Below are 13,528 nucleotides of genomic sequence, written 5' to 3' on the forward strand. Positions count from 1 at the left end.
CTTCAATTTAAAGTTTGTCGCTCGAAATAACTAGCAAATAAATTGTCAGTCACTCGTTTAACTAAGTATCTTTTGGATAGTCAGCGTCTTTAACGAGTGCCCACACAGATTGTCTGATTAATTTTTTAAAGAGCAGTGTCAGCGCCGTAACGTTGACAGGGCGCGCATTATTTCGCATTTCCCTTTAGCTGTCAAGGTTTGTTTTTCACATCCCTTAAAAGCGTTTTATTCTTTACTGTTAGCATTCAGTGATTTGCATCACAGTTGCCGTGTCAGTGGGGTCGCATTATAGGGGGTTTTGCGTTTGGTGCAAGCAAAATTAAGGATAATTTGCATTTACGTATCTGTTTGGTGAAAATCCAATCAAACGCGCTATTTATATGCGTTATTTATGCTGTTTTTACCTTTTTATGGCTTATTAGAGCAGGAAAAATAATGAACATTGCCACGCTTGAGGTTGATCCACAATGCACCTTTTCGCCGTTATGCCCAACTGAGTTGCCGGTACAGGGGGGAGATGAGATTGTAGATGAGTTAAATCGGCAGGCAAATCTTGCAACGTTTCGCCTTCTCACTAAAGATGCACACCCGGCTAATGCCGTGTGGGTTGTTCCGCAGCCAGACCAAATGTTACAGCCATTGAATTACCCGAATGCAGATGTCACGTGGGTAGCGCATGCCGTACCAGGAACGCGTGGCTTTGAAACCATTCCTGGTTTACCGGCCATTACGGAGTACGATTTTGTTGTTTGGAAAGGGATTGAACCTGATTTGCACCCTTATGGGGCTTGTTACCATGATCTGAATGAAAAAATGAGTACCGGATTGATTGAATGGCTACGCGTTAATGAGGTCTCGATCATTTTACTCGGTGGGCTGGCGACCGATTACTGTGTGAAAACCACTGCGCTGCAATTGCATAACACAGGGCTGTTTCAGGTATGGGTCAATTTAGCGGCATGCCGTGGTATTGCTGAGGCGTCAACAAAAGCGGCCTGTGATGAAATGCAGCAGGTGGGGATCCAACTTTTTGATAACGCCACTCACATGGCTGATGCGCTACATTTACTCTCTTGAGATTAAGATGCTTGATTTAATACCGCCATCAATAGAGTTTTGTATGGCGGCTCTTTCTTTATATCCCTAATAGAGGATGATTTTTATCTTTAACATCTCTAGGCACACAGATAAATCAAAGAAGAGATAAAAGAAGATGTATGAAGGTGTATATAGATAGAAAAGAGAGTTAAAGAAAGATCTAAGGAAGAGAGCAAAGGAACATCACTAAAGTATGGCGACCACCAGATAGCAAAAAGCCCGCTCATTGAGCGGGCTCTTCTAAGATGGTCGGTGAGAGAGGATTCGAACCTCCGACCCACTGGTCCCAAACCAGTTGCGCTACCGGGCTGCGCTACTCACCGAAATATCTTTTTATTACGCTCTAAGAAGTTGTGGTGCGAAGAGAGGGACTTGAACCCTCACGTCCGTTAAGACACTAACACCTGAAGCTAGCGCGTCTACCGATTCCGCCACCTTCGCATATCACTGTACTTCTTTTTGCTCTTTATCAACACCGCATATTATATGCCATGCTGTTTAATCTGGGGTGGCTGATGGGGCTCGAACCCACGACAACTGGAATCACAATCCAGGACTCTACCAACTGAGCTACAGCCACCATAGAATCATTGTTACTACATTTTTATCAGCTTGTGTTTCCACAACGTCTGGCACTTAAATGGCGCGCCCGACAGGATTCGAACCTGAGACCTCTGCCTCCGGAGGGCAGCGCTCTATCCAGCTGAGCTACGGGCGCCCAACGCGCCGTTGCGGGGTCGCATATTACGGATTTCACCTATCCCTGTCTAGCCTTTTTCGTGTTTTTTTTCACAAAAAAGGCTAAATGGTCATGTTTTAGCCTAAATCGGGTAAAAACTACAGTTTTCCGCTGAAGTGATACGCAACATACTTGAGTAACTTCACTTGTCGCCGCCAACGTGTAGGTTGTGACAGTAAGCGATAAAGCCACTCTATACCCAATTTTCGCCATATGGCAGGGGCACGCTGAACGTGGCCAGTAAATACATCATACGTACCGCCAATGCCCATGTATAATGCATCAGGGTAGTGTGCTCGGCAATCACGCATAAAGAGCTCTTGTTTCGGTGACCCCATGGCAACTGTCACCAATTTTGCGCCGCTAGCACGAATTTGTTCAAACAGTTCAGGCCGTTGATCGGCAGTAAAGTAGCCATTTTGACTGCCTACAATGTTGACACCCCACTGCGCACGCAGTTTCTCTTCCGCTTCACTCAAAACAGCTTGTGTACCACCAACGAGGAAAACAGGTAGCTGTTGTTGGCCTGCTTGCGCCATTAACGCTTCCCATAATTCACAACCTGGTATGCGTTCTAAACGATTGGCATAAGGGTATTTACGCTGAATGGAATTTACAATGCTAATGCCATCAGCATATTTATACTCAGCATTTGCCAGCAAGGTATTGAGCTCGGGTGACTCTTCGGCTGTCATCACTTTTTCGGCATTAATTGCAATGAGCGTACCGGTTTTCACGGCATTAGGCTCAAGCAAGTAGTCGACACACTGAGACATATTGCTAAAGCCCCAGATCTCTATCCCACGTAATGTATATTTAGGAATATCAGTCATCATCATTGTTATTTCGCCTTTATCTGCCGAATCAAACCACCGCTTTCAAATAACCAGTACAGTAATTTAGCCAATAACAAACAGAGCCCAAAGATCATCGAGAAAAACACCATACGGGAGACAAAAGAGTCAATCCCTTCACGGGCTAACACAATAATCGTGAACACATTACCAAAGCAGTAAGCTTGTAAAATGGCGGCTTTATAGCGGTTTTGTTCGGTTTTACCTGACCGATATAACCAATCTAACCATTTAATTAATAAGCCTACGGTAATGGCACCAAGCGGAATGAAGAATATGCCCCCCATAATAACTAACGAGCCTATCAATGTAGGGGAAATAGCCAGACCTACAGGGTATTCGAGCACATCCCAGGTAAAATAGTTGGCAGTATTAACAACAAGGCTTGGTCTGTCTGGCCAAATCGATGATGGGATAAATACATAAAAATCTCGGATAATGGGCGCTAAACCTTGGAAGGCAATTTTATGATAGTGCTCAAGCAACAGTGCCAAGTTTTCCCATGGTGAGAATGTATCTCGTGTTAGGTATAAGAAGGTATAAAAGGCTTCTGATCCGCTGACATCCAAACTATAGCGTTTAAGTGCTAACCAGAACATGCCAACTACACTGCCAACACCGGCCACCAGCAACATGCTAAGGGTGATATAACCGCGAATAATACCAATGAACAAAAACAGTGCAAACGCGATAATGATATTGGCACGGGTACCACCAACAATAACGTAGGTCAGTATTCCGAAAGCGACGGTGGAAACTAAGAAGAAAATCCAGCCTTTTGTGTCAGGCTTGAGGAAATACACCACCAACATGGCCGGGATAAAGAAGTAGAAAAATCGTTTTAGTGCAACAGCAGAGACATCTTTTGAAAAAATCTGGCTATAGCTTTGCAATTTAAATAGCAAAAAGCCATTTTGTAGAAAAAAAATGCCCACAGAAACAACCGCAATCAGCATTAATAAAATCCATGTCAGATTGGTCTCGACACGGTTCATACTAAGCCAGTTTTTCTGTTTGCTTTGCTTTACTAAACGTGTTTTATAGACCACATAGTACAGTGCATAAAAACAGGTGGATGCCAACATGGCATACATCAAAAACTCTGGCGGTTCGGTTTGTACATCAAACTGAAATGAGAGTAGACAGGTAAACGGAAAACCAAAGTAAAAGGTCAGCAGATAGATCAGTGTAAAGAAGATATTGAAGTTAAAACGCTCGCGGCGAAACTCCCGATAACCTAATGTCAAAATCAAGATAAGAGAAGCAACATAGACGACCAGCAGGCCAGAGAAATCCAACAGATTCATTCTTTTTCTCCTGACGAGGGTATTGTCTGCCCAGCAGCCAATTGTAATGCCTGCTCCCAACCTTGAATGTAATTAGGGTTAAAAAAGCGAATATTCTGACGATCAAGTGCCCCAAATGCACGCTGTACTGCCTGTATTTGATCGGCATTGATGGCCTCACCACCGAATAATACCGGTACATGTTGCTCTTGCAGATCTTGGCCAAATGGGTTTTTACGGCTTAGAACAAAAGGGACACCGTTTTGGATTAGTAAGCACAATGTGCCAATACCTTGCTGACGCTCAAACAAAAAATAACCCAGATCGCACTGAGCCAGCCGTTCAAGATAGGTATTGAATGGGATCTGCTCAGTCAACAGTGTAACCTGCCCATCAGGGTAAAGTGTTTCGGCGCAATGGCGAATTTCACTGATGTAAGCATCATTGTTGGCCGGATAGCCCAGTGGGATCTGCACCCGAACCTGCTCACCAAACTGCTGTTTAATCTCACGCAATGCATCAATGTGCCGGTTAGAACGATCTCCGGAATTGCCGACCAGAATGTTCAGTGGTTCAGCCGGTATCCAGTTGCGTACACCGCCAGTCAATGCCGGATCCATTTTCGTTGGGAAATAGAGCAACTGCTGGGCAATGGCTGGATGGCGCTGATGGTAGTAATTCAGATCGCCTCGGGTGGCAAATACCCGCCCGACACGCCCCTGTGCAATCCGCCGCAAACGGTAGAACAACCGAAAACGCCAGTCAGTAGAGTCCTCATATAAATCTGCCCCCCAGATATGCCAGCTCACCTGTTTTGGGCGAATAAACCCGACCAGCAGATAGAGCCACAATAGGATATTAAACTGCCCATGCAGGATAAAATGTGACTCTGGCTGGCGATGAGCCTGCTGACGCAGCACCTGTGCGATCTGCTTTTTACTGGCAAAACAGCGGATATTAAGCTGCGGGAAGCGATGTGCCAGCGCCGAATCGCGGCTGACCACATAAAACTCACGGGTCAGGTCAGGCGATGACAACCGCGGGCTGAGCACATCATTAAAGAAGCTCAGTACGGTCTGATTGTGATGCGGGATATCTGATCCCAAAACATGGATTAAGGCTGTCATGCACGCTTTCGATAAATAAGAAAAGCCCCAACACAGAGGCAAAAATAGAGGATGTAAGTCAGCATATAGGCTTGCGCCGCACCCAGTGCACCATGCATTGGAATAAGGATATAAGCCAATGTACTGAGCAACACAAACTGGCACACTTCTGCCAGTAAGTAATAACGCAGTGCGGCTTTCGCCACCACCAAATAGCCAAATACATACGCGCCAACTTTAAAAACATCACCGGTAAGTTGCCATGCAAACAGATCGCGCATTGGGCGAAACTCTGCCGAGAACAGTAGCCAGATAGCAACATCGCGCAGCAAATAGACGGTCAGGCTGACGACTGCAACCGCCGGTAATACAAACCGCAGCGAACGGCCTATCTCGCGCACAATGGCGTTTTTATCCTGTAAACGCGACAACGTAGGCAGCAGATAAACCGAAAATGAGGCCGTGATAAACTGCAAATAGGCATCTGAAATTTTACTCACCCCTTGCCACATACCTACTGCATCCCAGCCATAACGAGCGGCCAGCAAATTTCGCAGCATTACATACGCAGCGGGCAAGGTAACGGAGGTAATCAATACCATCACGGTAAATTTGAGTAGATTACTCGCAAAAAAACGATCCCACGTTGGGCGCAAATAGCTCAGTGGAATGGTTTTTCGTTTTAGCAATACCGTAGCAGCAGGGAGGACGGCAATGGCCGGCACAAGGGCAAGGCCAGCTAATGCACCGGTATAGCCGCCGAGCCAAAAACAGAGGCTATAGGCCACTACGCCCAGTATGCTGCCACCAATCACTGCCAGCGCGTTGCCCATAGCATCGCGCTGACCTTTGATGATGGCCAAAAACAAGTTGGCATAGGCAATGCCCATTTGAATAAGACCGACAGCCTGTACCACCGCCGTCATTTCACGGTGATCGAACAGCAGTTGGCTAATAGGCCCAGCCGCACAAACAAAAATAGCAGCCAGTAAGGTAGAAAATAGGGCAACAATGGCGGATGACGTGCCAAGCAGCGCCCGTAAACGGACGCTGTCGTGTTGATACTCGGCGACATACTTGGTGACACCATTAAAAATACCCGCACCAGAGAGAACCCCCAGTACGGTCACCATTGTCATAAAGTTACCCGCTTGCCCCACCCCTTGCGGGCCGAAGGATACCGCCAGTAACTTGACCACCAACAACCCTACACCGATTTTTACCAGTGTAGAGGCAGCAGTCCAAACCGAAGCTTTAGCCAGTGACATAATCAGGCAAAAAAGTTCAGCAGAGTTTGAATCACAGTGCGCTGTGTTAAATCGTCCATGTTATAGAACAAGGGCAGACGCACTAAACGCTCGCTTTCAGCCGTGGTGAACTGATTGTTACCGTGGAACTGACCAAATTTCTCTCCGGCAGGGCAAGCATGCAGAGGGATATAATGGAAAACTGTCATGATTTCAGCCTCTTTCATGAAGCTGATAAATGCACTGCGATCATCCATATCACGCATTTTGATATAGAACATGTGTGCGTTGTGCGCGCAATCTGTCGGACAAGATGGCAGTGCAATACGACCGGCATCCGCCAATGGCTTGAGTGCGTTGTAGTAGGTATTCCATAATGCCAAACGGCGCTGGTTGATCTGCTCGGCGGCTTCAAGTTGTGACCACAAATACGCCGCTTGCAGATCAGACATCAGGTAGCTTGAGCCGATATCACGCCAAGTATATTTATCCACTTGCCCGCGGAAGAATTGGCTACGATTCGTGCCTTTTTCACGGATAACTTCAGCGCGATCGATCAGTGAAGGGTCATTAATCAGTGTTGCTCCGCCCTCACCACCTGCCGTGTAGTTTTTGGTTTCATGGAAGCTATAACAACCGATATGGCCAATCGTACCCAGCGCGCGCCCTTTATAGGTCGACATCACGCCTTGTGCGGCATCTTCAACAACCCACAGATCATATTTGGCTGCCAGCGCCATGATGCTGTCCATTTCACAGGCTACCCCAGCATAGTGAACAGGAACAATGGCTTTGGTTTTTTCCGTTATCGCCGCTTCAATCTTGGTTTCATCAATGTTCATGGTATCAGGGCGCAAATCCACAAACACCACGGTAGCGCCACGCAGTACAAACGCATTTGCAGTAGAGACAAACGTGAAGCTTGGCATAATCACTTCATCGCCCGGCTGGATATCCAGCAAAATCGCGGCCATTTCCAGTGATGCAGTGCAAGAGGGGGTCAGTAACACTTTGGCACTGCCAAAATGCTGCTCCATCCACTGCTGACAACGGCGGGTAAATGCACCATCACCACACAGTTTTCCGCTGCCCATTGCAGCTTGCATATACTCCAATTCCGTGCCGACAACCGGCGGGGCATTAAACGGGATCATGGTTATCACCTGTAAAACCAGTAGGCAGTGTCCACGATGGTGGCACCGCTGCGAATATAAAGACGTAAAGCAGCCAAATTGCCAACTTGTGTTGCGATGCGCAAAGTGTGTATTCCGCGCGCCAAACACCAGTGTTGTGCTGCCAACATCAACTGCTGACCAACGCCACGCCCACTGCAAGTAGGCATAGCGGCTAAAAGACCAATCCGAGCCTGCTGTTGGCCCAGATCGCGCAAAGTCACAAACCCTTCGATCACACCACCCTGCTGCTCTATCACCAAACAGGCATGATCAAAGCTACCGCGTACACCATTTTCTACCCAACGGGCATAAAAACGGCCGCTGTCTTCCGGCTGATACCAAGGCGCACGAAAACGGCTGAGTGCAAAAGCGGCTCGTGCCCCCTCTTGTAAAACCGGAATATCAGCTTCACCTGCCAGCCGGTAGCATGCAGCGGCTGATGCAGAATCAGCCAACATAATAGCAGGCACAGGCATGGCTAAATCAACCTCACCTTCCACCAGCCGAAAGCCGAGATCAGCGAGCTTATCAGCCAGATCTAGGCGATCAGCAGGGATCTTTGCCTGCGTCACCGCATAAGCGTGCAGAGCATCGGCGCAAAGCGCAGTCGCCTGTTCAGAGAACTGCAACTTGGCACTGGGTAAGCCAAAAAATGCCGACTCCCAGTCAAGAAACTCAATATTGGCGTGGACGGACATGAAGCAGTGTCTGCAAATACTGACCGTAACCGGTCTTGCTTAATTGTTGTGCGGTACGGGCAACTTGTTCATCCGTCATCCACCCGTTACGCCAAGCGATCTCTTCTAAACACGCCACTTTAAAGCCCTGACGCTTCTCAACCGTTTGTACGAAGGTGCTCGCTTCAATCAGGCTATCGTGCGTACCCGTATCTAGCCAGGCAAAACCGCGCCCTAACAGCTCAACTTTTAACTCGCCTTGTTGCAGATACATATCGTTCAGGCTGGTGATCTCAAGCTCACCACGGGCAGAAGGTTTTACCTGCTTGGCCATTTCGACCACTCGGTTATCATAGAAATATAAGCCCGTCACCGCCCAGTTCGACTTAGGCTTCAACGGCTTCTCTTCCACCGAGAGCGCATTGAAGTTGTCATCAAACTCCACTACGCCAAAGCGTTCAGGATCCATCACCTGATACCCAAATACGGTTGCCCCGTTCGGGCGGGCAGCCACGGCTTTGAGCTTATCGCTGAAGTACTGGCCAAAAAAGATGTTATCGCCCAAAACTAAACATACGCTATCATCACCGATAAACTCTTCGCCAATGATAAACGCCTGCGCCAGACCGTCAGGGCTCGGCTGTACGGCATAGCTCAGTTCAATACCAAAATCCTCACCGTTACCCAGCAAACGCTCAAAGGCAGGCAAATCATCTGGCGTTGAAATAATCAAAATTTCGCGAATACCTGCCAGCATCAATACTGACAGTGGATAGTAGATCATCGGTTTATCATAAACCGGCAACATCTGCTTAGAGACACCACGGGTAATCGGGTACAAACGCGTACCTGAGCCGCCCGCCAGAATAATTCCTTTCATCGGTTACTCTCCTAAGCCCAAACGCTCACCGGCATACGAGCCGTCGAGTACCCGCTGCCACCAATCGGTGTTTGCCAGATACCACTGCACGGTTTTACGCATGCCACTTTCAAACGTCTCTTGCGGTAACCAGCCCAATTCATCCGCAATCTTGCTAGCATCAATCGCATAGCGCAGATCGTGCCCTGGGCGATCGGCCACGTAGGTAATCAGATCGGTATATTTTTCAACACCAGCCGGCTTTTCTGGTACGAGCTCTTCTAGCAAGGCACACAAGGTGTGTACCACATCAATATTTTTGCGCTCATTATGGCCGCCAATATTGTAGGTTTCACCGATCTCGCCTTGTGTTGCAACCAGTACCAGTGCGCGGGCATGATCTTCAACATACAGCCAATCACGCACCTGATTTCCCTGTCCATACACGGGCAAAGGTTTAGCGGCCAGTGCATTCAAAATCATTAAAGGGATCAGTTTTTCAGGGAAATGGTACGGCCCGTAGTTGTTTGAGCAGTTGGTGATAAGTGTTGGTAAACCATAGGTACGCAGCCACGCGCGTACCAGATGATCGCTCGAGGCTTTTGAAGCCGAATACGGGCTACTTGGTGCATACGGGGTCGTTTCGGTGAACAGATCATCGGTACCGTGCAGATCGCCATAGACCTCATCGGTTGAGATATGGTGAAAACGAAACGCGGCTTTATTGGCAGGCTCAAGCGTGTTCCAGTAACTTCTGGCCGCTTCGAGCATGTTATATGTGCCGATAATGTTGGTTTCAATAAAGGCCGCAGGGCCATCAATCGAACGATCAACATGGCTTTCTGCTGCAAGATGCATCACCACATCCGGCTGGTAGGTAGCAAATACCCGATCAAGCTCACTGCGCTGGCAAATATCGACCTGTTCAAAGGTATAACGAGGGTTATCCGCCACCAGAGCCAGTGATTCAAGATTTCCGGCATAGGTCAGTTTATCCAGATTGACGACCTGATAGTCGGTATCTTGAATAATGTGACGCACTACGGCAGAACCAATAAAACCGGCACCGCCAGTCACTAAAATTGTTTTCACCGCCAAACTCCTTTGGTATCAACCACCCAAGACTGTGCCACAGAATCAGCGGCAACAGCTTTAAACTGACGGTGATCAACCAGCAGTACCAGCACATCGGCATCAGCCAGAGCCTGTTCAGTACTGATAAGCTCTACCTGACCTTGTAGCTTTTTCGGCAAAGTTTCAACATTCGGCTCTACGGCCAACACTCGGCCACTGTGCCACTGTGCAATCAATTGGGTTATCTCAACTGCTGGGCTTTCGCGCAGATCATCAATATCGGGCTTAAATGCCAATCCCAGACAAGCGATACTGATATCTTGTGCCCGCTTACCGGTCGTATTCAGGCATTCGGCCACCGCCAGCTTGGTTTTTTCGACTACCCAATGCGGTTTGCCATCATTTACTTCACGGGCCGCACGGATTAAACGCGCCTCTTGCGGGTTTTGCGCCACAATAAACCACGGGTCAACGGCGATACAGTGGCCGCCAACACCGGGGCCTGGCTGCAAAATATTGACGCGCGGATGGCGATTCGCCAAGCGGATCAGTTCCCACACGTTAATGTCTTGTTTATCACAGATAACCGACAGCTCATTGGCAAAGGCAATGTTTACATCACGGAAGCTGTTTTCGGTCAGCTTGCACATTTCGGCAGTACGTGAGTTAGTAATTACACACTCACCTTGTACAAAGATCTTATACAAGCTGGCTGCGCGCTCAGAACAGCGTGGCGTCATTCCGCCAATAACCCGATCATTTTGAATCAGCTCAACCATCACCTTGCCCGGCAATACACGCTCAGGGCAGTAGGCAATGCTGATATCTGCCGCATCACCCGCTTGTGGTGGGAAGCTCAAGTCAGGACGAGCAGCCATCAGCCACTGTGCCATTTGTTCTGTTGCGGTAACCGGTGAGGTGGACTCTAAAATGACCAGATCGCCTTTTTTCAGCACCGGAGCAATCGAGTTAGCTGCCGCTTCGACGTACACCAGATCCGGCTCGTAATCCCCCTTAAACGGGGTGGGTACGGCAATTAAAAAGGCATCAGCCGCTTCCGGCGTGGTACTGGCGCGCAAAAATTGGCCTTCAACGGCCTCTTTAACCACACGGTCTAAATCAGGCTCAACAATGTGAATTTTGCCCTGATTGATGGTATCAACTGCATGCTGATTAATATCAATACCGATTACTTTTTTCTTCGCAGACGCAAACGCTGCGGCTGTCGGCAGGCCAATATAGCCCAGACCTATCACAGAAATGGTTTCAAAGCTCATGGCGAGTCACCTGATTATTCATTAATGCATCAAGAATTCGTTGGCAGGCATGCCCGTCACCATACGGGTTATGGGCACGACTCATGCGATGGTATTCGTCGTTATCACTGAGCAGACACGAAACTTCAGCAACAATGGTCTCGACTTGCGTACCGATCAATCTGACCGTTCCGGCCGCGACCGCTTCAGGGCGTTCGGTTGTATCACGCAATACCAAGACCGGTTTCCCCAGTGATGGTGCTTCTTCTTGAATACCGCCAGAGTCGGTCAGGATCAAGTAAGCGCGGTGCATCAGGTAAACAAACGGCAGATAGTCTTGCGGATCGATCAAAATGACATTATCGATACCGCTTAAAATACGGTTAACCGGCTCACGTACATTCGGGTTGAGGTGCATCGGGTAGACAATCTGTGCATCGGGATGCTGACGGGCAATGTGCGCCAGCGCAGTACAGATCCGCTCAAACCCGCCACCAAAACTCTCTCGGCGGTGGCCAGTGACCAAGATCATCTTGGTATCTTCCCGTAAAAACGGATAGCGCGACTCAACGCTGTGCAGCAGCGCCGAATCATTGAGCAGCTTATCTCGCACCCAAAACAGCGCATCAATCACCGTATTTCCGGTGACAAATATCTGTGGTTCAGGAATATGTTCTTGGCGTAAATTTTGGTGTGACGTTTCAGTCGGGGCAAAATGGTAGTGTGCCAGATGACCGGTCAGTTTACGGTTACCCTCTTCTGGCCACGGCGAGTAAAGGTTGCCCGTTCGTAGCCCCGCCTCAACATGTCCAACCGGAATTTGGTGGTAAAAGGCCGCTAAACTGGCGGCCATTGTGGTTGTCGTATCACCGTGAACCAGCACTACATCAGGCTGAAACTCATTAAGCACCGGTTTTAAGCCTTCAAGAATACGGCAAGTAATCTCGGTTAGCCCTTGACCTGGACGCATGATATTCAGATCAAAATCAGGGGTGATATCAAACAGCTTCAAGACTTGATCGAGCATCTCACGATGTTGCGCGGTAACACATACCTTCGCTTCAAACGCAGGATGCTCGGCTAAAGCATGAACGAGTGGTGCCATTTTAATGGCTTCAGGACGCGTACCGAAAACGGTCAACACTTTCACAGCAATACTCTTTATTTTGTTGTTTTGGTTGTGCTGTTTAACGAGCAGCACCTAAAAGTAGGGGGCACTCTCATCGCCCCCGAATTGATTTATGGTGCTGAAATGCGACGAGCAACAACAATACCAGCACCAATCATTGCGCCAATAAATCCCCACAGAACAAATAAGAATACTCGGCGAGGTTTATCACGTTTAACTGGCTCAACAGGGGTACGTAAATAGCGGAATGTTTCGATATTACTATCAAGTTTAGGTGTTATCGCTAAACCTGCCAAGACTGCTTTATTCTGGGCATAATCGACATCAAAGTTAGCCGCTTGTAGCGTTTCATTATCAGTTTCGCTGTTAGTACTGTTAGGGTCTGTTAGCGCATGTCGACGCTGGTACACCGCTTGTGCAACAGATGCTTGGCGAGCCACCAGAGCTTTAACTGACTGTAACCGAGACTGCCAACGGCCATCGAGATTATCGCGCAGTGCAGCTACTGCACGGGTATTAGCAAAAGCAATGTACTGCTTTAGCAGTGTACTAGCATCAGATGCTGTTTCTGCACTTAAACGAATACTGTCGTACGGTGTTTTTTTGTCATCTTTTCCCGTAAAGGTAATGTCATCGATGAGATCATTGAGTAATTGACCATCAGCACTAGCATTCCCTTCTAAACGCGAACGGTAATAGTCAGTTTGTAGCCAAAAATCGCGCCGCGTATCGTATGATCCCAGTTGCATACGCAGTTCATCATACGCTTCATCTTGTACGGGAGGTAACGCAACACTGGCAGTTCCTTGAATATCCAGCCCACGCAGGTATTGCTGCAAAGAGAAGTAGTTACCCAATTGGCTGGTCAATGGTTTATCGGTAATTGCATTGGCACTCCACTCTTGCTTAACGGCGTAAGAGTAAATCAGTGCCGCGGCTGCAAACAGGGCGGCAACCCCAATAATCCACATTTTACCTAGCCACAACGCACGGACTAATCCTCGAATATCAAGTTCATTATCCATGTC

The 13,528-nt window shown here is 48.2% G+C and carries 12 protein-coding genes and 4 tRNA genes; 1 reads left to right on the plus strand and 15 read right to left on the minus strand.

Translation table 11 applies throughout. The features are described 5' to 3' along the window. Positions 1–435 precede the first annotated feature (435 nt). Positions 436–1,077 carry an isochorismatase family protein gene (locus tag ACRC53_RS07655; protein ID WP_438642898.1) on the plus strand — a complete coding sequence of 214 codons (642 nt, stop codon included), beginning with the start codon at positions 436–438 and terminating at the stop codon, positions 1,075–1,077. 267 nt (positions 1,078–1,344) lie between these two features. Here ACRC53_RS07655 and ACRC53_RS07660 read toward each other — a convergent pair. The 15 genes from ACRC53_RS07660 to ACRC53_RS07730 all read right to left on the minus strand — a co-directional run bounded on the left by ACRC53_RS07660 (position 1,345) and on the right by ACRC53_RS07730 (position 13,525). Next, positions 1,345–1,421, minus strand: a tRNA-Pro gene (locus tag ACRC53_RS07660). Positions 1,422–1,452: 31 nt separating this feature from the next. Continuing rightward, positions 1,453–1,539 (minus strand) — tRNA-Leu (locus ACRC53_RS07665). Positions 1,540–1,602: 63 nt separating this feature from the next. Next, positions 1,603–1,678, minus strand: a tRNA-His gene (locus ACRC53_RS07670). Positions 1,679–1,739: 61 nt separating this feature from the next. Further along, positions 1,740–1,816, minus strand: a tRNA-Arg gene (locus ACRC53_RS07675). 119 nt (positions 1,817–1,935) lie between these two features. Beyond that, positions 1,936–2,676, minus strand: a complete 741-nt coding sequence (wecG, locus tag ACRC53_RS07680; protein WP_438642899.1) for a lipopolysaccharide N-acetylmannosaminouronosyltransferase — start codon at positions 2,674–2,676, stop codon at positions 1,936–1,938. 2 nt (positions 2,677–2,678) lie between these two features. After that, positions 2,679–3,998, minus strand: coding sequence for an ECA oligosaccharide polymerase (wzyE, locus tag ACRC53_RS07685; protein WP_438642900.1), 1,320 nt, complete (start codon positions 3,996–3,998; stop codon positions 2,679–2,681). Continuing rightward, positions 3,995–5,104, minus strand: coding sequence for a TDP-N-acetylfucosamine:lipid II N-acetylfucosaminyltransferase (locus ACRC53_RS07690; RefSeq protein ID WP_438642901.1), 1,110 nt, complete (start codon positions 5,102–5,104; stop codon positions 3,995–3,997). The genes wzyE and ACRC53_RS07690 overlap by 4 nt, the downstream gene beginning before the upstream one ends. Beyond that, complete coding sequence (gene wzxE, locus ACRC53_RS07695; protein ID WP_438642902.1) at positions 5,101–6,351, minus strand: lipid III flippase WzxE; 1,251 nt, start codon at positions 6,349–6,351, stop codon at positions 5,101–5,103. Before wzxE ends, ACRC53_RS07690 begins: the two co-directional genes overlap by 4 nt. A gap of 2 nt (positions 6,352–6,353) precedes the next feature. Beyond that, the gene (gene rffA / locus ACRC53_RS07700; protein ID WP_438642903.1) at positions 6,354–7,484 is read right to left on the minus strand and encodes a dTDP-4-amino-4,6-dideoxygalactose transaminase; all 1,131 of its coding nucleotides are present in this window, start codon (positions 7,482–7,484) and stop codon (positions 6,354–6,356) included. A 5-nt stretch (positions 7,485–7,489) separates the two neighbouring features. Further along, the gene (gene rffC / locus ACRC53_RS07705) at positions 7,490–8,203 is read right to left on the minus strand and encodes a dTDP-4-amino-4,6-dideoxy-D-galactose acyltransferase (protein ID WP_438642904.1); all 714 of its coding nucleotides are present in this window, start codon (positions 8,201–8,203) and stop codon (positions 7,490–7,492) included. Beyond that, positions 8,181–9,062, minus strand: a complete 882-nt coding sequence (gene rfbA, locus ACRC53_RS07710; protein ID WP_438622730.1) for a glucose-1-phosphate thymidylyltransferase RfbA — start codon at positions 9,060–9,062, stop codon at positions 8,181–8,183. The genes rffC and rfbA overlap by 23 nt, the downstream gene beginning before the upstream one ends. A 3-nt stretch (positions 9,063–9,065) precedes the next feature. Next, positions 9,066–10,133 carry a dTDP-glucose 4,6-dehydratase gene (gene rffG / locus ACRC53_RS07715; RefSeq protein WP_438642905.1) on the minus strand — a complete coding sequence of 356 codons (1,068 nt, stop codon included), beginning with the start codon at positions 10,131–10,133 and terminating at the stop codon, positions 9,066–9,068. Beyond that, the gene (wecC, locus tag ACRC53_RS07720) at positions 10,130–11,392 is read right to left on the minus strand and encodes a UDP-N-acetyl-D-mannosamine dehydrogenase (RefSeq protein ID WP_438642906.1); all 1,263 of its coding nucleotides are present in this window, start codon (positions 11,390–11,392) and stop codon (positions 10,130–10,132) included. Before wecC ends, rffG begins: the two co-directional genes overlap by 4 nt. Beyond that, positions 11,382–12,521, minus strand: a complete 1,140-nt coding sequence (wecB, locus tag ACRC53_RS07725) for a non-hydrolyzing UDP-N-acetylglucosamine 2-epimerase (protein ID WP_438642907.1) — start codon at positions 12,519–12,521, stop codon at positions 11,382–11,384. The genes wecC and wecB overlap by 11 nt, the downstream gene beginning before the upstream one ends. Before the next feature lie 89 nt (positions 12,522–12,610). After that, the gene (locus ACRC53_RS07730; protein WP_438642926.1) at positions 12,611–13,525 is read right to left on the minus strand and encodes a Wzz/FepE/Etk N-terminal domain-containing protein; all 915 of its coding nucleotides are present in this window, start codon (positions 13,523–13,525) and stop codon (positions 12,611–12,613) included. Positions 13,526–13,528: the final 3 nt, after the last annotated feature.

This window comes from Plesiomonas sp., from assembly GCF_051652165.1.
GTDB lineage: Bacteria > Pseudomonadota > Gammaproteobacteria > Enterobacterales > CAMTGL01 > Plesiomonas.

Bases quoted from the DNA above. Each gene is read 5' to 3' on its own strand.
- ACRC53_RS07655 (WP_438642898.1), top strand. From the start codon at position 436: ATGAACATTGCCACGCTTGAGGTTGATCCACAATGCACCTTTTCGCCG.
- wecG (WP_438642899.1), bottom strand. From the start codon at position 2,676: ATGATGATGACTGATATTCCTAAATATACATTACGTGGGATAGAGATC.
- wzyE (WP_438642900.1), bottom strand. From the start codon at position 3,998: ATGAATCTGTTGGATTTCTCTGGCCTGCTGGTCGTCTATGTTGCTTCT.
- ACRC53_RS07690 (WP_438642901.1), bottom strand. From the start codon at position 5,104: ATGACAGCCTTAATCCATGTTTTGGGATCAGATATCCCGCATCACAAT.
- wzxE (WP_438642902.1), bottom strand. From the start codon at position 6,351: ATGTCACTGGCTAAAGCTTCGGTTTGGACTGCTGCCTCTACACTGGTA.
- rffA (WP_438642903.1), bottom strand. From the start codon at position 7,484: ATGATCCCGTTTAATGCCCCGCCGGTTGTCGGCACGGAATTGGAGTAT.
- rffC (WP_438642904.1), bottom strand. From the start codon at position 8,203: ATGTCCGTCCACGCCAATATTGAGTTTCTTGACTGGGAGTCGGCATTT.
- rfbA (WP_438622730.1), bottom strand. From the start codon at position 9,062: ATGAAAGGAATTATTCTGGCGGGCGGCTCAGGTACGCGTTTGTACCCG.
- wecC (WP_438642906.1), bottom strand. From the start codon at position 11,392: ATGAGCTTTGAAACCATTTCTGTGATAGGTCTGGGCTATATTGGCCTG.
- ACRC53_RS07730 (WP_438642926.1), bottom strand. From the start codon at position 13,525: ATGGATAATGAACTTGATATTCGAGGATTAGTCCGTGCGTTGTGGCTA.